Origin of the sequence: Streptomyces sp. NPDC035033 (assembly GCF_040636735.1) — a bacterium.
Taxonomy (GTDB): domain Bacteria; phylum Actinomycetota; class Actinomycetes; order Streptomycetales; family Streptomycetaceae; genus Streptomyces.
Genome location: NZ_JBEZUZ010000003.1, coordinates 125878 through 144201 on the forward strand (window position 1 = coordinate 125878; position 18324 = coordinate 144201).

20 protein-coding genes are annotated in these 18324 nt (G+C 74.1%); 6 read left to right on the plus strand and 14 right to left on the minus strand.

The window, feature by feature from the left end:
- The first annotated feature begins 2 nt into the window (after positions 1 to 2).
- Positions 3 to 2267 carry an AAA family ATPase gene (locus AB0E83_RS03010; RefSeq protein WP_362104932.1) on the plus strand — a complete coding sequence of 755 codons (2265 nt, stop codon included), beginning with the start codon at positions 3 to 5 and terminating at the stop codon, positions 2265 to 2267.
- A gap of 9 nt (positions 2268 to 2276) precedes the next feature.
- On the opposite strand, the gene AB0E83_RS03015 is transcribed toward AB0E83_RS03010, so the two are convergent.
- The gene (locus tag AB0E83_RS03015; protein ID WP_362104935.1) at positions 2277 to 2873 is read right to left on the minus strand and encodes a hypothetical protein; all 597 of its coding nucleotides are present in this window, start codon (positions 2871 to 2873) and stop codon (positions 2277 to 2279) included.
- Between the two features lie 51 nt (positions 2874 to 2924).
- Entirely contained in the window at positions 2925 to 3143 is a 219-nt protein-coding gene (locus AB0E83_RS03020) for a hypothetical protein (protein ID WP_362104938.1), read from the minus strand.
- Between the two features lie 146 nt (positions 3144 to 3289).
- Here AB0E83_RS03020 and AB0E83_RS03025 point away from each other — a divergent pair, with 146 nt between their 5' ends.
- The 5 genes from AB0E83_RS03025 (at position 3290) to AB0E83_RS03045 (ending at position 8551) form a co-directional block, all read left to right on the plus strand.
- The gene (locus AB0E83_RS03025; RefSeq protein WP_362104941.1) at positions 3290 to 3538 is read left to right on the plus strand and encodes a GntR family transcriptional regulator; all 249 of its coding nucleotides are present in this window, start codon (positions 3290 to 3292) and stop codon (positions 3536 to 3538) included.
- A 100-nt stretch (positions 3539 to 3638) separates the two neighbouring features.
- Positions 3639 to 4457 carry an isocitrate lyase/phosphoenolpyruvate mutase family protein gene (locus AB0E83_RS03030; protein WP_362104944.1) on the plus strand — a complete coding sequence of 273 codons (819 nt, stop codon included), beginning with the start codon at positions 3639 to 3641 and terminating at the stop codon, positions 4455 to 4457.
- A gap of 134 nt (positions 4458 to 4591) precedes the next feature.
- Positions 4592 to 5071, plus strand: coding sequence for a hypothetical protein (locus tag AB0E83_RS03035; protein ID WP_362104947.1), 480 nt, complete (start codon positions 4592 to 4594; stop codon positions 5069 to 5071).
- Between the two features lie 4 nt (positions 5072 to 5075).
- Complete coding sequence (locus AB0E83_RS03040; protein WP_362104949.1) at positions 5076 to 7499, plus strand: tetratricopeptide repeat protein; 2424 nt, start codon at positions 5076 to 5078, stop codon at positions 7497 to 7499.
- A 230-nt stretch (positions 7500 to 7729) separates the two neighbouring features.
- Positions 7730 to 8551: a hypothetical protein gene (locus AB0E83_RS03045; RefSeq protein WP_362104952.1), complete on the plus strand. Its 822-nt coding sequence runs from the start codon at positions 7730 to 7732 to the stop codon at positions 8549 to 8551.
- 112 nt (positions 8552 to 8663) lie between these two features.
- Here AB0E83_RS03045 and AB0E83_RS03050 read toward each other — a convergent pair whose 3' ends face one another.
- The 12 genes from AB0E83_RS03050 to AB0E83_RS03105 form a co-directional block, all read right to left on the minus strand.
- A complete protein-coding gene (locus AB0E83_RS03050) occupies positions 8664 to 9302 on the minus strand; it encodes an OmpA family protein (RefSeq protein WP_362104955.1) in 639 nt (212 codons plus the stop codon).
- A gap of 9 nt (positions 9303 to 9311) precedes the next feature.
- Positions 9312 to 9884, minus strand: coding sequence for a hypothetical protein (locus tag AB0E83_RS03055; protein WP_362104957.1), 573 nt, complete (start codon positions 9882 to 9884; stop codon positions 9312 to 9314).
- Between the two features lie 14 nt (positions 9885 to 9898).
- On the minus strand, positions 9899 to 10285 hold the full coding sequence (locus AB0E83_RS03060) for a hypothetical protein (protein WP_362104960.1): 387 nt from the start codon (positions 10283 to 10285) through the stop codon (positions 9899 to 9901).
- 281 nt (positions 10286 to 10566) lie between these two features.
- Complete coding sequence (locus tag AB0E83_RS03065; protein WP_362104963.1) at positions 10567 to 10776, minus strand: Flp family type IVb pilin; 210 nt, start codon at positions 10774 to 10776, stop codon at positions 10567 to 10569.
- A gap of 303 nt (positions 10777 to 11079) precedes the next feature.
- Complete coding sequence (locus AB0E83_RS03070) at positions 11080 to 11967, minus strand: DUF5936 domain-containing protein (RefSeq protein ID WP_362105105.1); 888 nt, start codon at positions 11965 to 11967, stop codon at positions 11080 to 11082.
- Between the two features lie 18 nt (positions 11968 to 11985).
- On the minus strand, positions 11986 to 12927 hold the full coding sequence (locus AB0E83_RS03075; protein WP_362104966.1) for a type II secretion system F family protein: 942 nt from the start codon (positions 12925 to 12927) through the stop codon (positions 11986 to 11988).
- Between the two features lie 86 nt (positions 12928 to 13013).
- Entirely contained in the window at positions 13014 to 14369 is a 1356-nt protein-coding gene (locus tag AB0E83_RS03080) for a CpaF family protein (RefSeq protein WP_362104970.1), read from the minus strand.
- Positions 14366 to 14827, minus strand: coding sequence for a TadE/TadG family type IV pilus assembly protein (locus tag AB0E83_RS03085; RefSeq protein WP_362104973.1), 462 nt, complete (start codon positions 14825 to 14827; stop codon positions 14366 to 14368). The genes AB0E83_RS03080 and AB0E83_RS03085 overlap by 4 nt, the downstream gene beginning before the upstream one ends.
- On the minus strand, positions 14824 to 15192 hold the full coding sequence (locus tag AB0E83_RS03090; RefSeq protein ID WP_362104976.1) for a TadE/TadG family type IV pilus assembly protein: 369 nt from the start codon (positions 15190 to 15192) through the stop codon (positions 14824 to 14826). The genes AB0E83_RS03085 and AB0E83_RS03090 overlap by 4 nt, the downstream gene beginning before the upstream one ends.
- A gap of 3 nt (positions 15193 to 15195) precedes the next feature.
- Positions 15196 to 16455: a P-loop NTPase gene (locus tag AB0E83_RS03095; protein WP_362104979.1), complete on the minus strand. Its 1260-nt coding sequence runs from the start codon at positions 16453 to 16455 to the stop codon at positions 15196 to 15198.
- Positions 16456 to 16464: 9 nt separating this feature from the next.
- Positions 16465 to 17178 carry a Flp pilus assembly protein CpaB gene (cpaB, locus tag AB0E83_RS03100; protein WP_362104982.1) on the minus strand — a complete coding sequence of 238 codons (714 nt, stop codon included), beginning with the start codon at positions 17176 to 17178 and terminating at the stop codon, positions 16465 to 16467.
- A 31-nt stretch (positions 17179 to 17209) separates the two neighbouring features.
- On the minus strand, positions 17210 to 18067 hold the full coding sequence (locus tag AB0E83_RS03105) for a hypothetical protein (RefSeq protein WP_362104985.1): 858 nt from the start codon (positions 18065 to 18067) through the stop codon (positions 17210 to 17212).
- Positions 18068 to 18324: the final 257 nt, after the last annotated feature.

Below are 18324 nucleotides of genomic sequence, written 5' to 3' on the forward strand. Positions count from 1 at the left end.
CGGTGGAGGACGACGAGCCGTACGGCCCGGACGCGGGGGCGGCGGAAGGGCGGCACGGCCGCGACGCGGCGGAGGAGCGGCACGACCGCGCCCCGGCCCCCGGCCCTGCCTCCGCACCGACACCCGCCCCGGCATCCGGCCCATCGGCCCGCCCGTCCGCCATCCCATCGGCCCGCCCGTCCGCCGCCCCGTCGTCCGCCCCGCCCGTCGCTCCACCCGCCGCCCCGCCCTCCCCCGGGCCCGTCCGGCAGTGGGCGCAGGCGTCCGGGGACGGCCGGACCTACCAGGCCGGCCACGACCAGCACTTCTCGCGGATCGAGACCCAGAACGTCATCGAGACCCAGCACGTCTGGGCCCCGGGCGGCGGCCCCGCCCCCCGCGCCCTGGCCGCCCTCCCGCCGGCCCCGGCCCTGACCGGCCGGGAGGGCCCGACCGCCGCGCTCCTGAGGTCCCTGGGCCCGGAGGGGCCGGCGGTGACGGTGGTGACGGGCCTCCCGGGCGTCGGCAAGACCGCACTGGCCCTGCACGCCGCCCACCGGGCCGTGGCCCTCGGCCACTTCCCCGGCGGAACGCTCTTCGTACGGCTGCGCGGCTACGACCCGGCCGGCGCGGTGGCCCCCGAGCAGGCCCTGGAGGCGCTCCTCCGAGCACTGGGCGTACGCGACGACGACCTGCCACCGACACCGGAGGAACAAGCCGCCCTGTACCGGTCGGAACTGGCCCGCCGAGCCGACCGACACGGCCCGGTCCTGATCGTCGCCGACGACGCCTCGACCACCGCCCAACTCGCCCCCCTCACCCCCGCCCACCCCGCCCACCGCCTCCTCGCCACCTCCCGCCACGCCCTCACGGACCCCGACTTCCGACCCCGGCTCCTCCCCCTGGACGAGCTCGACACCGCCTCGGCCACCGCCCTGCTCGCCACCGCCCTCGCCCAGGTCGACCCCGCCGACCCGCGCGTCGGGGAGGAGCCCCGGGCGCTGGAGGAGGTGGCCGTCCGCTGCGGCCGGCTGCCCCTCGCCCTGACGATCGCGGCCGCCCTCCTCACCTACGACCCCGGCCTGCGGGTCGGCGCGCTGGCGCACGAACTCTCGGACGCGCGGACCCGGTTGAGGGAGTTGCGGTACGAGGACGGCGACGGCCGCTCCTTCGCGGTCCGCACCGCCTTCGGCCTCTCGTACCGGCGGCTGCGGGAGCCGGAGGCCCGGCTGTTCCGGCTGCTGTCCCTCAACCCGGGCCCCGACCTGTCGACCGAGGCGGCCACCGCCCTGACCGACCGGCCGGCGCGGGAGACCCGCGGCAGCCTCGCCGCGCTCGCCCGGGCCTGCCTCCTCGGCGAGCAGCCGGTCGGTTCCGGCCGCTGGCGCATGCACGACCTGCTCCGCCTGTACGCCGCAGAGCGCCGCGCGGACGCCGAGCTCCGCGAGGGTCCGGGCCGGGTCCAGGACCACGAGGCGGCCCGGGACCGGCTGCTGACGTACTACCTGAAGTCCTGCGAGGAGGCCGACAGGCGGCTGCGCGCGGAAGACGACGGCCCCGGCCGCGCCGCGGCCCTGGCGTGGCTGGAGGCCGAACGCCCCAACCTCGTACAGGCGATCGCCCTCGCCACCACCGAGGCCCCCCTCACGGCCCTGCGCCTGGCCACGGCGATCTCCGCCTACCTGCGCCGGACCCGCCACCTCCACGACACGCACGCGGCCGACGAGTACGTCGTGGCCGCCGCGCTCCGGGGCGGCGGCCCGGTGGTCGTCGACCGGGCGGACTCCGGGTGGGGACGAGGGGTACCGCACGCGCTCGACCACCGCGCGCTCGATTCCCGCGAGATCGCGCGCCTGCGGGAACTCGCCCCGGCACGGGAGCTGGAGCAGCGCGGTGCCGAGCGGTGGGTGGGGGGACGTCACGACGAGGCCGCCGCGGCCTTCACGGAGGCGGCCGACATCTACCGGGCGGTCGGCAGCCTCCACGAGGAGGGCAGCGCGCTCGACGCCCTCGGCCTCGTCCTGCACGAGGCCCGGCGCTTCACCGAGGCGGCCGCCGCCCACGCCCGGGCGCTCGGCGCCTACCGCAGGGCGCACAGCCTCGACGGCGAAGCCCGGTCCCTCGACCACCTGGGCCTCGCCCTCGGGGAAGCGGGCCGCTTCGCCGAGGCGGCCGTCGCCCACGAGCAGGCCGCCGACCGCTTCCGGGCGGGGGGCAGCCGCGCCGACGAGGCGGCGGCGCGCCGGAACCTCGACCGGGCCCGGCGCGCGCTGGAGCGAGAGGAGTAGCGGGCGGCCTCAGGAGATGTCGGGCATGCGGTTGAGGAAGCGGGAGGGGAGGGAGAACCAGCGGCCGCCCTGGGAGAGGTGCCGGGTGTAGACGCCCTGGAGCAGCAGGGCGAGGGAGAGGTCGAGGCCGTCGGCCGCCCCCTCGACGTGGACGTCGAGGCGCTGCGGCCGGTACCAGTCGTCCCGGGTGACCCGTACGAGGACGCCCGGCCGCAGGAGTTCGTGGACGCGCTTGCTCCTCCCCTGCCGGTACCGGTACGCCCGCTCGCCGAGCCCCACGCGCAGCGCGCGCCCGTCCCGGGAGAGCCCGCTGCGGCGCCGGCTCAGGGTCCCGGCGTGCGGCCCGACCTGGAGGCGCGCCCGGGAGGGCAGCGGCGCGTGCCCGTACCGGATCCCGCTGAAGACCCCGTGCGGCAGGTGCTCGCCGTGGACGGAGAACTGCGCGAAGGCGTCCCCCCGCCCGGTCGCGGCCCCGTACCGCAGCTCCACGCCACCGAGCCCGGGGACGTCCCCGGCCCAGGAGGGCGCGCGGAAGACCCCCCGGACGCCCTCGGCCGGGCCGGTGCGGTGGAGGGTGAACGGGGTGGCGGAGTAAGGGGTGTTCATGGCCGGTCAGTATGGCCGACCCGGGGGCCGGGGTCGCGGGTCCGGGGGCGGTCAGGGGCGGCGGCGGAGCCGGCGCTGGAGGACGGTGTCCTCGACGCTGATCGGCCGGGGCCGGGCGCACTCGGCGTGGTCGCGGTGCCAGTACACGGTGGGCCGGGCGCCGGAGTCGGAGAGGGGGACGATCGCGAGGACCTCGCCGTCGATGCGGCGGCCGCAGTAGTCGCACAGCGGGGCGGGCGAGGGGGCGGGAGTGGGAGTGGGGGTGTGCATGACGAGGCCTCCTGGGTGTCGCCGCGTCCCCCGGGCCGCGTACGCGACCTCGGGGCTGCCGTTTCCGCAGGATACAGGCAGCATGCTATGGCGTGCTAGGTATGGCATATCTTGCTTGGCGTCCTAGGGGCGGTCAGCGTGAGGGGATGATGGACTTCGCCCCTGATCAGCCGCGCTGGCGCCAGGTCGCCGAGGTGATGCGACAGCGGATCGCCGACGGCACGTACCCGCCCCGCTCGCGGGTCCCGTCGGTGCTCCAGCTCCAGGGCGAGTTCGGCATCGCGACGGCGACCGGCCAGAAGGTGCACCGCGCCCTGCGTGACGAGGGCCTGATCTACACGGAGCCGGGGCTCGGCTCGTTCGTCACCGACCCCGCCAGGTCGTCCACGGGCTGACGAGGCAGCCGCAAGGCCGGCTCCCTGCCCCGGGCGAACGGCGACGTCGGTGTCGGATTCCTGCCGGACGCGTCGCCCGGTCCGCTGGTTGGCTGGTCCCATGACCAGCACCCAGGCGGACAGGGCCCGCCTCTTCCGCTCCCTCCATTCCTCCGCCCGGCCCCTCGCCCTCGCCAACGCCTGGGACGTGGCGAGCGCCCGCGTCGTCGAGGCCGCGGGGGCGCCCGCCATCGCCACCACCAGCGCGGGAGCGGCCTGGTCGCTGGGGCTCCCGGACGGGGAGGCCGTCTCCGCCGGCCAGGTGACGGACCTGGTCGCCCGTATCGCCGCGGCCGTCGACGTACCGGTCACCGCCGACATCGAGGGCGGCTACGGCCGGAACGGGACCGAGGTCGCCGAGACCGTCGCGCGGGTCCTGCGCGCGGGCGCGGTCGGCGTCAACATCGAGGACGGCACCCGCCCTCCGGCCGACCTCGTGGCGCGTCTGAGGGCCGCCCGGTCGGCGGCGGAACGGGCGGGCGTCCCCCTCTTCCTCAACGCCCGCACCGACACCTACCTGCGCGGCCTCGGCGACCCCGCCACCCGTCTGAAGGACACCCTGGAGCGGGCGCGCGCCTACGCGGACGCCGGCGCCGACGGGGTCTTCGTCCCCGGCGTCACCGACCCCGCCACCGTCGGGGAGCTGGCCGCGGGCATCCCCGTCCCCCTGAACGTCATGGCCGGGCCGGGCGCCCCGACCGTCCCCGAGCTGGGTGCCCTGGGCGTGGCGAGGGTCAGCCTCGGCCCGGGCGCGGCCCAGGCCGCGTACACCGCCGCCCGCGCCGTCGCCCAGCGGCTGTACGCCACCGGCGACTACGCCCCGCTCGCCGGCGCCGTCCCCTTCCCCGAGCTCGACGCCCTCTTCACCGACCCGCGTTGACCGCGCGCGCCGCCGTCCCGCCGGAGGCGCCACGGAATGTGGTGGACGGCGTGACGGCGGCGACGCCCCTTCGGCACCATGGGTGCGGTGGCTCGTGAGGTGTCCGGGCCGGGAGTCGGAGGAGGGGGCGGCGGATGTCTCGTGCGGTGCGGTGGGTGGTGGCCGGGGTGGCGGCGGTCGTCACGTTCGGAGTAGGGGTCGCGGTCGTACGGGCGCTGCCGTGGGGATGGCTCCCGCAGGAGGACGGCGCCCGGCTCGACACCGCCCTCGCCTTCGGCGCCATCGCGGGCACGGCGGTACTGGCCGGCCTCGGCTGGTGGGCCGGCCGCGAACAGCCCCAGCCCGCCCCAGCCCCAGCCCCGGCACCCGAGCCCGCCCGAACGCTGGTCCAGACGGCCACCGCCTCCGACGACGGACGGATCGAACAGACCGGCGGAGGCGGCGAAGCGTCACGCATCGAGCAGCACGCGGAGGCGTCGGAGCGGGGAAGCGTCGTCCAGTCCGGCGGACGGGGCGGGGGCGCCGTCCCGGAGCGGATCGAGCAGCGCGGAAAGGCGACGGGGAACGGCCGCGTCGAGCAGTCCGGCGGCGACCGGCCCGCCCCAGGGGTCTGAGGCGTTGAACGACCGCGCGCCCGACGGCATTCGGCAGCACGCCCGGTCCTCCGGCAACGGCCGCACCTACCAGGCCGGCCAGAACATCTACGTCACGGAGGGAAGCCCCGCCCCGCAGGCCCTGGCCGCCCTCCCGCCCGCCCCGCACCTGACCGGCCGGGATGGCCCGACCGCCGCGCTCCTGAAAGCCCTGGGCCCGGAGGGGCCGCCGGTGACGGTGGTGACGGGCCTCCCGGGCGTCGGCAAGACCGCACTGGCCCTGCACGCCGCCCACCGGGCCGTGGCCCTCGGCCACTTCCCCGGCGGAACGCTCTTCCTCCACCTCCGCGGCTACGACCCGGCCGGCGCGGTGGCCCCCGAGCAGGCCCTGGAGGCGCTCCTCCGAGCACTGGGCGTGCGCGACGACGACCTGCCACCGACACCGGAGGAACAAGCCGCCCTGTACCGGTCGGAACTGGCCCGCCGAGCCGACCGACACGGCCCGGTCCTGATCGTCGCCGACGACGCCTCGACCACCACCCAACTCGCCCCCCTCACCCCCGCCCACCCCGCCCACCGCCTCCTCGCCACCTCCCGCCACGCCCTCACAGACCCCGACTTCCGACCCCGGCTCCTCCCCCTGGACGAACTCGACACCGCCTCGGCGGCACGGCTGATCGCCGAGGCCCTGACCCAGCCCCGCCCCGAAGACCCCCGCCCGGCGGCCGAACCCGAGGCCCTCGCCCGGGTGGTCGCCCACTGCGGCCGCCTCCCCCTGGCCCTGACGATCGCCGCGGCCCTCCTCGCCGACGACCCCGGCCTCCCTGTCGCCGCCCTGGCCGAAGACCTGGCCGACGCCCGCACCCGTCTGGAAACCCTCCGCCACGAGAACGGCACCGGCCGCTCCCTGGCCGTCCGAGCCGCCTTCGACCTCTCGTACCACCGCCTGCGGCCTCCGGACGCCCGCCTCTTCCGCCTGCTCCCCCTCAACCCGGGCCCCGACCTCTCCACGGAGGCCGCCGCCGCCCTCGCCGGCCGCCCGCCCCGGGAAACCCGCACGTCCCTGGCGGCCCTGGCCCGCGCCGGCCTGATCGCGGAACACCCCCTCGGCTCCGCCCGCTGGCGCATGCACGACCTGATCCGCCTGTACGCCGCCGAGCTCCCGCCGGAGCGGGAGGACGCCGAGGCCCTGGAACGGCTCCTGGAGCACTACAGCACCACCTGCGAAGCCGCCGACGACCATCTGCGCGCCCTCCCCGGCCAACCGGTGTCCGCCCTCTTCGCCGATCGCACGGCCGCCCTGACCTGGCTGGACGCGGAACGCTCCAACCTCATCGCGGCGGTCCCCCGCCTGGCCACGGGCGCCCCCCGAGCGGTCCTGTTCCTGACCAGCGCCTTGAACGTCTACGTCCATCAGCGCCGCCGCTTCCACGACGCCCTGGCCATCGGCGCCTCCGCCGTCACCGCGGCCCGCGAACTCGGCGACCGGCAGGGCGAGGCCCGCGCCCTCAACAACCTCGGCCTCGCGCTCCGCAAAGTACGCCGCTTCGACGAGGCCATCGCCCACCACACCCAAGCCGCTGACGTGTACCGGGAATTCGGCAACCGGCAGGGCGAGGCCCGCGCGCTCAACAACCTCGGCCTCGCCCTCCAGGCCGTACGCCGCCACGACGAGGCCATCGCCGCCCACGACGAAGACCTCGCCATCTGCCGCGACCTCGGCGACCGGCGGGGCGAGGCCCGCGCGCTCAACAACCTCGGCCTCGCCCTCCAAGCGGTACGCCGCCACGACGAGGCCATCGCCGCCCACGACGAAGACCTCGCCATCTGCCGCGACCTCGGCGACCGGCAGGGGGAAGCCCAAGCCCTCAACAACCTCGGCCTCGCCCTCCAAGCGGTACACCGCCACGCCGAGGCCATCACCGCCCACACCCGCGCCGCCGCCTTCCACCGCGAACACGACGACCGGTACAGCGAAGCCCAGGCGCTCAGCAACCTCGGCCTCGCGCTCCGAGCGGCCCACCGCCACGACGAAGCCCTCGCCATCCACCGCGAGGTCCTCGCCACCTATCGCGCGCTCGGCGACCGGGACGGCGAAGCGCCCGCGCTCAACAACCTCGGCCTCACGCTCCGGGGGCTGGGCCGCTTCGACGAAGCCATCGCCGCCCACACCGAAGCCGTCGCCGCCTATCGCGAACTCGGCGACCGTCACAGCGAAGCCCAGGCACTCGGCAACCTCGGCCTCGCGCTCCAGGCCGTACGCCGCCACGACGAAGCCGTCGCGGCCCACACCCGGGCCATCGCCGTCTTCCAGGAGATGGACGACCAGCACTCCGCGCACCTGACCCGGGAAAACCTCGCACGAGCCGTGCGCGGGGCCCGGGCCACCGCCGGGAAGCGGCGCCGGTGGCCGTTCGGCAGGGGGAGGGCCGGTCGGGCCGAAGCTTAAGGTCCGGGGTTCGAGCCGTGTTCCGAGGATGGGGAGTGGGCTGTATCAACCCTCCCTCCCACCCGGCGAGTTGAGCTCGACAAGTGCGGAGAGTCGCGAACTTGCCACGGAGCGTCATCTGGCTCTAGCGTGGCCGCAGGCTTGTGAAAAAAGGCGACCCCCACCAGGTGAAAGCAACACCTGCGGGGGTCTGACCATCAAGATCGCCCAATTCGAAAGTACCGATCCTCATGGATGACACCGAGTTTAATGACGCCCGCCACCCCCTGGCCAGTCCGGGATACGGCAAACGGTCCGCGCCGCGGCAGGAACCTCGCGGCCCCCAGGACTTCGCCCACCTCCCGGCCCGGGAGGCCGCCGTCGCCGCCTACATCGACCGGCTGCCCGACGGCAGCGACATCTCCGTGAAGACGCTGGCCAAGCGGTTGCCGTACGGGCAGTGCGCCCTGCGGACCGCGCTCAACCGCATCCAGCGGGCGGGGCACCTGCGGCGGGGCCGGGAGTGTCTCGGCGGGAAGTGGGTCACTCGTACGTGGTTCTCGCGGACGCCGCGTGACAGCGGGTGGTGGGCCGCCTTCCAACAGGGGGACGTGCCCCGGGAGTCGGCGGGGCCGAGGCGGTCGCGGGCGTACGTCCTGCTCGCCGCGCTCGGGCGTACGAACTCCGCGCTGTCGCTGTCGCACGTCGAGTGCAGGGCGCTGGTTCCGCTGGTGGAGGCGTGGTTCGAGCGGGACGCCGACGAGAAGGGCGTGCTGCACGCCCTCACCACCGGGCTGCCGCCGACCGTCCACCACCCCGCCGGCCTCGTCCGCCGCCGCCTCACCGACAAGCTGCCGCCGCCGCCCGTCTCCCGCACCCCCGCGCCGCCCCGCATCCTCGAATGCGGCACCTGCGGCGCGCCCGGGTACGCGGACGCCCTCCACGGCGGCGACTGCGGCCCCTGCCGGGGCGAGCGCCCCGCGCCCCGCCCCGCGCCCCGCGCGCTCTCGGCCGCCCAGGTCCACGCGCGGGCGGCCGCGATCCGCGGGCGGATGGACGGGGCGCGCGTCTGAGGGGCGGGACGGGCGGGACGGTCGACCCGGCCTGCCCCGGTCCGGTCCGCCCCGGCCCGGTCAGGTCAGTTCCGGTCAGGTCAGTTCCGGTCCAGCCCGGTCCGGTCCGGGGTCAGGGGGCGGCAGGAGGCGGTGCGGTGCGCGGGAAGGAGATCTCCACGCGACGATTCTTCTTCCGGCCTTCCTCGGTGCGGTTGTCGGCGATGGGGTAGTCCTCGCTGTAGCCGCGGATGTCGTACGCGGTGCCCGGGTCCAGCTCGCGCGCGAGCACCTGCTGCACGGCGACGGCCCGCTCCTTGGAGAGCTTGAGGCCGTGCTCGTACGTCCCCAGGTTGTCGGTGAACCCGAAGACCCGCACCCGCCCGGACCCCTGTGTCCGCACCTCCGCCGCGATGGCCTTGATCCGCGCGGTGGCGGCGGGGCCGAGCTTGGCGCTGTTCTTCGCGAACAGCACCTCGGCCTGGAGCGCGAACGTCACGTCGACGTTCGTGTCCTCCCGCCGCTGCTCGCCGCCCTCCTCCTCGACGATCTGCTTGATGTCCAGCACCTTCGCGGGCGCGAGCTGCGCCCCGTCCGGGAGCATCAGGTTCGGGGAGTTGGCGTCGATGGCGGGCGGCGGGGAGGAACTGGTGCTGCCCGGCGGATCGTCGGCGTGAGCGGTGCCGCCGCCTCCCCCGAGAGGCCAGACCGTGATGACCGCCACGGTCGCGAGCGCGGCCAGTCTGCGTCGTCGTCCTGTCGTCGTTGTCATGACAGCGCCTCAGGAGAGCTTGAGGGTGGCGGGTTCGAAGGTGGGGAGCTGGAACGAGACCTCGGTGGTGGAGGCGGGGGGTGCGGGGAACTGCATGAAGACGGCGGTGGACTTGCCGGGCCCGAGGCTGTCGAGAGCCGAGGTGGTGAGCGGTCGACCGTCGGTGTCACGCAGGACGTAGTAGCGCTTCTTGCCGATCGCATCGACGAGCGTGGCTCCGCCGAGGGAATTACCGTGTTTAACGACTTCGGTCTCGTCACCGCTCAGCTGAGCCGGGATGACGCTTGCTTTGTCCGATGCGTTCTTGAGCCGCCCTTTAATGGTCAAGAAACCGCCAGCATCACGGTCTGCCGAGTTGACCTCCAGCTCAAGTCCTTTTGGCCCTTTGACACGCGCGATCGCCTCTGCCGGCTCCTCGGTAGGCTGTTCCTCCTGGGTGGTGGCCGACTGCTGAGGTTGCTGTGTCACAGTTGCCGGCTTGTTAGTCACCTTGGGTTCGGCATCGGCTCCACAGCCGACAACGGTCAAAGAGGCCGCCACCGCAAAGGCGATGAACCCCCCTCTCACATATGAGACGTTCATGAAGAGCGCTTCCTTTACTCGTCGTCGCCGGTCAGTCGAACACGAAAGAGTTCCTCGACACGGGGAAGCACAGGGTCCTCCGGGTCGATATCCCAAACCTCACCGTCGCAGGAGAGGCCCGAGATCAGGGCGGGATCCTCTTCCTCAGGGTCCTCAGACGGCGTAGCGGACGGATCCGGTTCAGTGGGCGGTTCAGAGGGAGGGTCGGGGCTCGGCTCAGGCGGAACGAACGAGCACAGGGGCTCGATCACTGCGGAGGCGGTGGCCGTGGCGCGCCGCTCACTGGTGCCTGGAACGATCGTCTCACCGACCGTCTCTTCAGTCTGCACAGTCACGGTGAAGCCGAGCTCCAGCGGCTCACAACCCTGGTCCACGAGCTCGGCCTCGTTGAGCGAGGCCAAAGCAGTGGCCCTTTGACAGGCCCGTTCCACTTCGTACCCGTCACCCTGGAGGAGTCCTGGCCACCGAGTCGGATCGCCGATCACGTCCAGCCATCCCTCACGGAGTTGGTCACGTGCATCCTGGGCGGCCCCGAGAGCCGCCGCGTCGGCAGCAGTCTGGGCCCCGTTGCGCAGGACTGCGGCCTGCCCAACAGCGAAGTAGACGAAGGCTAGGAACAGTACCCCCGCAACTACTGCCACGTAGGCGGGAAATGCCTGGCCCCCGTCCGTCAGCGCGTGCCTTACTCGCCACCGCCGCCGGTAAGCTCGGTGATCTTCTGGGCAATAGCGTTCTTGATCGACTGCCCCAGATCCGTGCCCGTGATCGCGACCACAATCGCCACCACCACCACAATGATCCCCAAATACTCCACCGCCGTCTGCCCCCGGTCCCCCCGGGCCGTCAAGGCGAGGCGGGCCTTGGTCAGGGCCTTCAGCATCGCGTCGTTCATCGTGGTCCCCTCCGCGGTCAGACGCTTGCGCACACGCACGGTACGCCCGTGATCCCTGTGGTGCACAGGGGCCCTCGGCCCATTCGTCAGATCGGGTCATGGGGGGCCGGACCTCGTGCTCAGGAAGGCTATGGCCTGGAGAGGGGGCGTGGCGGGGAGTTCGGTGAAGACGTCCGGTTCGAGTGCGTGTGGTCGCATCGGGTCCCCCTCTCCCTAGAAGGTTGCATGCGTGAAGCAGATTCGGCAAGAGGGGGGATACGAAGCCGGGTTCAGGGGCCGAGAGTCGTTGCAGTCGCACTTCGGTCACTCCCCCGCGATCGAGCCCAGGTCCGTCCCCGTGCCCAGGAACAGGCCCGCGCCCAGGAGGATCATGGTGGCGGGGACCATCAGGGTCGTGATGACCATGGTCGCCTTCGGGACGGCCTTCGCGGCCTTGCGGCGGGCGTTCTGGGCGTCCGTGCGGCGCATGTCCTCGGCGATCTGGATGAGGGTGTCGACGATGGGGGCGCCCAGTTCCTCGCCCTGCTGGAGGGCCGTCACGAACTGGGCCACCTGCTCCGAGTCGTTGCGGCGGCGGAGTTCGTCGAAGGCCTGGCGGCGGGTCACGCCCATGTCCATCTGGCGGAGGGTGATGCGGAGTTCGTCGGACCAGGGGCCCTCGTACTTCTCCGCCACGCGTTCCAGGGCCTGGCGGAAGCCGAGGCCCGCCGAGACCACGACCGCCAGGACGTCGAGGAAGTCGGGGAGGGTGCGTTCGATCTGGTCCTTGCGGATGCGGACGGCCGACCAGATGCCGACCTCCGTCCAGAAGGCGCCGAAGGCGAAGAGGAGGGCGGCGGTGACGTACGAGCCGCGGGTCAGCATCAGGAGGCCGCCGAGGCCGCCGAGGAAGCCGTAGACGGCCCGCCGGGCGCCGTACCGGTCGATGGTCAGGCCGCCGGGGTTGCCGGCCAGGTCGATGCGGCGGCGGACCGCGCCGACGCGCTTCGGGCCCATCCAGCGCAGGACCGCGGGCGACCAGCGCATGCCGAGGCGGTCCACGGCCGAGTCGACCGCGCCGGTGCGGGTCGCGCCGACCTCCAGGGCGAGGCGGAGGTCGTCGGGGAGGCGGGCGTCGGCGCGGTACAGGCGCAGGCCGTACGCGAAGCCGACCACCGAGAGGCCGGCCAGGAGGGCGAGGGCGAGTTCCAGCATCTGCGTCTTCGGCCCCTACACGTCGATCTTCGAGAAGCGGCGGATGGCCGCGAAGCCCAGCACGTACAGCGCGCAGGCCACGATCACCGCGCCCTGGCCGAGCGGCGCACTTGTCATGCGGTCCAGGGCGCCCGGCTGCATGTTGTCGATCAGCAGGAGCGAGCCGAAGCCGATGACCGGGACCGCGTACGCCGTCATGCTCACCTGGGAGAGCTGGGTGCGGACCTCGCGCCGGGTCTCCTTGCGCTGCTCCAGCGTCTCGGTGAGGTTGCGGAGGGAGGAGACGACCGTGCCGCCGGCGCGGTTCGCCAGGACCAGGGTCGTGACAAGGACGACGAGTTCCCGCGAGGGGAGGCGTTCGGCCAGTTCGGCGAGGGCGTCGTCGAGCGGGGTGCCGACCGCCAACTGCTGGGCCACCTTCTCCAGTTCGTCCCCGGCCGGGGACTCCATCTCGTCCGCCGCCAGGCTGATCGCCATGCGCAGGGCGAGGCCCGCCTGGGTGGCGTTGGCCAGGATGCGGGAGAGTTCGGGGAGTTGGTTGATGAACTTCTCGATCCGCTTCTGCCGCTGCCAGTTGAGGTGACCGAGCGCCACCCACACGCCCAGCAGGCCGCAGATCGGGCCGAAGAACGGGGAGAGGGCCGCCTGGCCGACCACCCAGAGGACGGCCACCGTCACCGCCAGGCCGACCGTGAACTCGCCCGGCGTGACGTCGAGTCCGGTCGCGGCGATCCGGCGTTCCAGGTTGCGGCCGAGGGCCGTGGCGCGGACCCGCCGGTCGAGGGCGGGGAAGCGGCGCCGGCGGCGGCCGGTCGCCTCGGGCGGCGCGGTGTCGTCGAGGCGGGCGACGAGCGCGGCGTGGCGCCGCGCCCCGCTCGCGTACACCTGGACGCCGGTGACGCCGAGGATGCAGGCGAGCAGCGCCACGCCGGCCGTCAGCCAGAAGGGGTCGGTCATCGGAACCCTCCCACGTTCGTCATCGAGACCCTCCCGAGTTCGTCATCGAGGCCCTTCCAGGGCCGTCGAGGTCCATCAAGGCCCTCCTACGTCGCTTCTCGGGTGGCGAGGTGGGTGTCGTCGGCGGCCACGCCGAAGGCCGGCGGCACGGGCTGGCCGGCCATGTAGAGGCGTTCGGCGAGGCGGCGCGGGAGCGGGTGGTGGATGAAGCGGCCGTGGACCCGGCCGTCGGCGGCGAGCGGCTCGGCCTGGAAGCGGCAGATCGTGGCGAGCAGGAAGCGCTCCCGGCCGTGCGAGGCGAGGACCGCGATCTCGGTGACGCGGCGGGTGCCGTCGGGGTGGCGGGTGAGCTGGACGAGGACGTCGACGGCGCTGTTGATCTGGTCGCGCAGCGCCTCGAAGGGGACCTTCACCTCCGACATGGAGGCGAGGGTCTGGAGGCGCATCAGGGCGTCCTCGGCCGAGTTGGCGTGGACGGTGGCGAGGGAGCCGTCGTGGCCGGTGGACATGGCCTGGAGCATGTCGAGGGTCTCGCCGCCGCGGACCTCGCCGACGATGATCCGGTCGGGGCGCATGCGGAGCGAGTTGCGGACGAGGTCGCGGATGGTGACCTGGCCGCGGCCCTCGATGTTCGGCGGGCGGGCTTCGAGGCGGATGACGTGGGACTGCTGGAGCTGGAGCTCGGCCGAGTCCTCGATGGTGATGATCCGCTCGCCCTCCGGGACCAGTCCGGAGAGGGCGTTGAGGAGGGTCGTCTTGCCGGTGCCGGTGGCGCCGGACACGATGATGTTGAACTTCGCCTGGACCAGGCCGGAGAGGAGCAGCAGCATCTGCTCGTCGAGCGAGCCGAGGCCGATCATCTCGTGGAGGGTGTAGGCGCGGGGGAAGCGGCGGATGGTGAGCGTGGCGCCGGTGAGGGAGAGCGGCGGGATGATCACGTTGACGCGTTCGCCGGAGGGGAGGCGGGCGTCGACCATCGGGTTCGACTCGTCCACGCGGCGGTTGACGGTGGAGACGATCCGCTCGATGGTCTGCATCAGCTGCTCGTGGGAGGCGAAGCGGAGCGGGAGGAGTTCCACCCGGCCGCCGCGCTCGATGTAGATCTGGTCGGGCCCGTTGACCATGATCTCGGTGATGGAGGCGTCTTCGAGGAGCGGTTCGAGGACGCCGAGGCCGAGGGCCTCGTCGACGACGCGGCGGATCAGTTGGGCGCGTTCGGCGGTGGAGAGGACGGGGCCCTCGCGGCTGATGATGTGGCCGAGGACGCGTTCGAGGCGGGCCCGGCGTTCGGCCGCCGCGAGCGCGGACATCTCCGTGAGGTCGATCTCCTCCAGGAGCTTCGCGCGGAAGGACGCGACCAGGTGGCCGTCCTCCCGGCCCCCGCCGGCCCCGAGGGCGCGCGGGTCGTCGCCGGCGTGGTGGATGCGGGCGCGCAGGCTCATGGCCCCTCCTCGGGCGGTGCGGGCAGGGGCATGGTGGCGGACTCGGTGACGGGGGCGAAGTTCCAGAAGGGGACGACCCGGGGGATGTCGACGGAGACGGTGACGGTCACTTCCCCGTCCCCCACGGCCGGTTCCCCTCCGCTCACGTCGAGCCAGCCGCTGACGGCCGCCCGCGCGGCGGCGGGGGCGTCCGGCGCGTCCTCCTCGTCGCTGGTCGCGGCCCGCGCCGCCGCCCGCGCCGCCGTCCCCGCCTGCTGCGCGGCGTACGCGGCGAGGCCGAGCTGGAGCCCGGCGAGGCCGACGAGCAGCAGGACGGGCAGGAAGCCGAGGTATTCGAGGGCGACCTGGCCCCGGTCCCGACGCGCGGAAGAAAATCTTGTACGGCTCCGAGGGGCGTCGCCCCGCGGGCCCGTACCGCCCGGCCGGGCAGCGCCCTTCCCCACCCTCGTGTGCCTCATGGCGTCTCCACCTCCTCGTACACCGCGCCCGCCGTCGCCGTCGCGTCCGCGAAGCCCGCCGTGCCGGGGAAGAGGACGGGGATCTCGACCGTGGCGACGGCCGTGACCATCCCGCCGGCCGGCCCGCCGCACGTGGCCGAGCCGTGCCACGCCCCGTCCAGGTGCCGCGCGCCCGCCGCCGAGCCGTCGCCGCCGACCGCGCAGGCGCGGACCGCCTCGTCCGCCGCGTTGGCCGCGAGGGTGTGCGCGTACCCGACGAGGACGACCTGCCAGAGCAGGGCGAGGGTGAGCAGGATGAGCGGGACCATGCCGGTGAACTCCAGCGCCACCTGGCCCCTGTCGCCCTTCCCCCACGGCCGTCGCATGGCTCAGCGCCCTCCCCCGCGCCGCCGCAGCCCCAGCGAGCCCCGGTCGCCGGCGCGGGCGAGGGCCTTGCCGGGGGCGGGGGCGCCGGCCGGGGTGCCGGTGAGGCCGAGCTCGCCGGCGAGGGACCACAGGGCCTGCTTGACGGTGGAGCGGGCGTCGAGTTCGTGGAGGCGGCCGGCGTCGACGACGGCCTGGAGCTCCTTGTAGGCGGCGGGGACGGTGACGCCGGCGACGCGGGTGCCGGTGATCTTCTGGACGAGGGGTGGCTGGATCTCGCTGGTGCGGGAGTGGCGGTTCACCAGTGCAATGCTCGCCTCGGCCTTGCGGACCTGGAGGCGTTCCCACATCCGGACCGTCCGCTTGGCGGCGCGGACGGCGATGACGTCGGGGGTGGTGACGAGGAGGGCGGTGTCGGCCATCTCGACGGCGGCGGCGTTGGCGCTGTCGAGGCGGGAGCCGCAGTCGACGACGACGACCTCGTGCCGGCCGCGCAGGGCGCTGACGATCTGGCGGGCGGCGCGGTCGGTGACCTCCTCGCCGCGTTCGCCGTCGGCGGGGGCGAGGAGGAGGGAGAGGCCGGTCTCGTGGACGTAGACGGCGTCCTGGAGGACGCGGGGCGAGAGGTCGGTGATGGCGGCGAGGTCGGCGGCGGAGCGGCGGAACTGGACGTCGAGGTAGGAGGCGATGTCGCCGCTCTGGAGGTCGAGGTCGACGAGGGCGACGGTGCGGCCGGCGGCGCGGGCGGCGAGGGCGAGCTGGACGGCGGTGAGGGTGGTGCCGACGCCGCCCTTGGCGCCGCTGACGGTGACGACGGTGCCGCCGGGGCCGGCGGTGAGCTCGGCGGCGCCGCCGAGGTGGCGGCGGAAGCCGGCGGCCCACTGGGCGGCGGCCTGGACGCGGACGGCGAGTTCCTCGTAGCCGAGGGGGAGGGAGACGAGGCCGCGGGCGCCGGAGTCCATGGCGGCGGAGAGCAGGCCGGGGCCGGCGTCGGCGGTGATGAGGACGACGCCGACGGCGGGGAAGCGGAGGGCGACCTCGCGGACGAGGTCGAGGGCGGGCACGGGGCCGATCCGCTCGTGGACGAGGACGACCTCGGGGAGGGCGTCGAGGGAGTCGGCGGCGAGCCGGGCGAGGGTGTCGACGAGCTGGGTGGAGTCGGGGACGGGCGGGGCGGGCTCGGTGTCGGGGAGCTGGCCGAGGAGGGTGGTGACGGCCCGGGCCGCGTCGGGGTCGCCGACGGCCGGCAGGATCCTGGTGGGCATGGCCGGGCCTCACTTGTCCTTGTCGAGCGTGTAGGTGCGGTCGCCGGGGGCGGGGGCCGGCGGGGCGCCGGCGGCGGAGGGGGCGACGAGGGCGAGGCGTACGTGCTCCGCGAAGGACTCGGCGTAGGCGACGCGCTGGGTGTCCTGGGCGGAGAGGGCGAAGGTGATGGGGACGGCCTCGGTGGCGGTGCGGGAGCCGGACTTCTGCCGGCCGATCGGGGTGAGGGTGCCGACGTCGATGACGCGGGCGGCGGCGACGAGGAGCCGGGACTGGCTCGGTTCGCCCTTCTTGTCGCCGGCGAAGGTGGCGTAGATGTTGACGGTGGCGCCGGGGGTGATCTTGCCGGCGACGCCGGTGGCGGCGTCGATCATGATGGCGATCTCCTGCTCGCCGGGCTGGAGTTCCGGGCGGGGGACGATCATGTCCTTCTGGAGGAGCGAGCCGGCCTTGAGGCGGGTGACGGCGGTCTTGCCCTCGATCTGGGCGAGGTCGGTGACGGCGGTCTTCGAGAGCCAGCGCTCGGGCATGGAGATCTTCTCGAACTGGCCCGCGCTCAGCCGCGCGTAGGGGTCGATGTCCTTCTTGACCCGGTACGCGGTGGTCTCCGGCCCGACCTTGGCGTTCACGTCGCTGATGACCGCGAGGACGCCGGCGAAGGCGCCGAGGGCGCAGAGGACGGAGAGCAGCAGCAGGATGACGCCGCGGCGCTGGCGGGAGTTCATCGGGTTTCCTCGATCAGGGGCGGGGGCGGGTTCATCGGGTCGGACCGGCCTGGGCGGGGAGGACGGGGCGCGCCAGGGGGGCGGCGCAGAAGCCGCAGCGGTCGCCGATGAGTTCCATGCCGCACCAGTGGCAGGTCTCGCGGCGGACCGAGGCGACGAGTCGGTGGAGGACGGGCAGGTCGGGGAGGTACGCGGCGAACTCGACGAGTTTGGGGGTGCCCCACCAGGCGGGCGAGGAGGCGGGCAGGGCGGTCTCCTCGACGGGGCCGGCGACGGCCCAGCGGGGGGCGAGGGCGGTGGCGGGCCAGTCGGTGGCGAGCTGGCCGCGGGCGGTCAGCAGGCGGGTGGTGAACTCGGGGCCGGTGAAGGAGGACTCGTCGGTGCCGACGCGGACGATCCGGGGGACGGGTCCGGCGAGGACGGCGAAGTGGGCGCCGGGGAGCCAGCTCTTGAGGTGGGAGCCGAGGGTGACGGGGACGCGGTCGAGGCGGGAGACGGAGCCGAGGACGGCGCCCGCGTAAATGTAGTGCGCGAGGAGGCGGGCGGCGGAGGCGAGGACGCCGGGGCTGAAGTCGCAGGCGGAGAGCTGGCGGAGCTGGCGGACGAGGACGGCGGTGCCGAGCGGTGGGAGGTCGGTCCTGACCAGGGCGATCCGGTCGCTCTCCAGGAGGCCGCGGACGGTGTGGAGCCGGTGGGCGACGGCGGGGGGCGCGGAGGCGGGGCAGACGACGAGGACGTGTCCGAACCGGTCGACGAGCCGCCGGAGTTCGGTGACGGAGTCGTCGAGGGTACGGGCCGCGGGGTCGCCGAGCACGGCGGCGTTGGGGGTCCCGGGGTCGGTGGGCGGCAGCACCAGGTCGGCGCCGGTGACCGCGATCGCTGTCGGCACGTCAGCCCGCCTCCCGTCCCCCTCCGGCGTCCCGGGCCTCCGTCGGCCCCTGCGGGCCTCGGGAGCCCCGGGGGCCGCACCTCACGACTGTTCTGCACCTTATCCACGCGGACGGGGGTGGTGAACCTGCAATCCGTCAACTCCTCCCCTCTTTTCCGTCACCGGTCCCGTCGGCGGATCCGGTGCCTCCGCCTGTCGCGGGTCCGTGCCAGAGGTCTTGACAACGCAATTGGTCTGGACCAACTTGGTGCGACGAC

Excerpts from the sequence above, each read along its gene's own strand:
- AB0E83_RS03020 (WP_362104938.1), bottom strand. The coding sequence starts at position 3,143 with ATGCACACCCCCACTCCCACTCCCGCCCCCTCGCCCGCCCCGCTGTGC.
- AB0E83_RS03090 (WP_362104976.1), bottom strand. The coding sequence starts at position 15,192 with ATGCGACGGCCGTGGGGGAAGGGCGACAGGGGCCAGGTGGCGCTGGAG.
- cpaB (WP_362104982.1), bottom strand. The coding sequence starts at position 17,178 with ATGAACTCCCGCCAGCGCCGCGGCGTCATCCTGCTGCTGCTCTCCGTC.
- AB0E83_RS03055 (WP_362104957.1), bottom strand. The coding sequence starts at position 9,884 with ATGAACGTCTCATATGTGAGAGGGGGGTTCATCGCCTTTGCGGTGGCG.
- AB0E83_RS03095 (WP_362104979.1), bottom strand. The coding sequence starts at position 16,455 with ATGCCCACCAGGATCCTGCCGGCCGTCGGCGACCCCGACGCGGCCCGG.
- AB0E83_RS03015 (WP_362104935.1), bottom strand. The coding sequence starts at position 2,873 with ATGAACACCCCTTACTCCGCCACCCCGTTCACCCTCCACCGCACCGGC.
- AB0E83_RS03080 (WP_362104970.1), bottom strand. The coding sequence starts at position 14,369 with ATGAGCCTGCGCGCCCGCATCCACCACGCCGGCGACGACCCGCGCGCC.
- AB0E83_RS03050 (WP_362104955.1), bottom strand. The coding sequence starts at position 9,302 with ATGACAACGACGACAGGACGACGACGCAGACTGGCCGCGCTCGCGACC.
- AB0E83_RS03030 (WP_362104944.1), top strand. The coding sequence starts at position 3,639 with ATGACCAGCACCCAGGCGGACAGGGCCCGCCTCTTCCGCTCCCTCCAT.
- AB0E83_RS03045 (WP_362104952.1), top strand. The coding sequence starts at position 7,730 with ATGGATGACACCGAGTTTAATGACGCCCGCCACCCCCTGGCCAGTCCG.
- AB0E83_RS03035 (WP_362104947.1), top strand. The coding sequence starts at position 4,592 with ATGTCTCGTGCGGTGCGGTGGGTGGTGGCCGGGGTGGCGGCGGTCGTC.
- AB0E83_RS03065 (WP_362104963.1), bottom strand. The coding sequence starts at position 10,776 with ATGAACGACGCGATGCTGAAGGCCCTGACCAAGGCCCGCCTCGCCTTG.
- AB0E83_RS03075 (WP_362104966.1), bottom strand. The coding sequence starts at position 12,927 with ATGACCGACCCCTTCTGGCTGACGGCCGGCGTGGCGCTGCTCGCCTGC.
- AB0E83_RS03085 (WP_362104973.1), bottom strand. The coding sequence starts at position 14,827 with ATGAGGCACACGAGGGTGGGGAAGGGCGCTGCCCGGCCGGGCGGTACG.
- AB0E83_RS03025 (WP_362104941.1), top strand. The coding sequence starts at position 3,290 with ATGATGGACTTCGCCCCTGATCAGCCGCGCTGGCGCCAGGTCGCCGAG.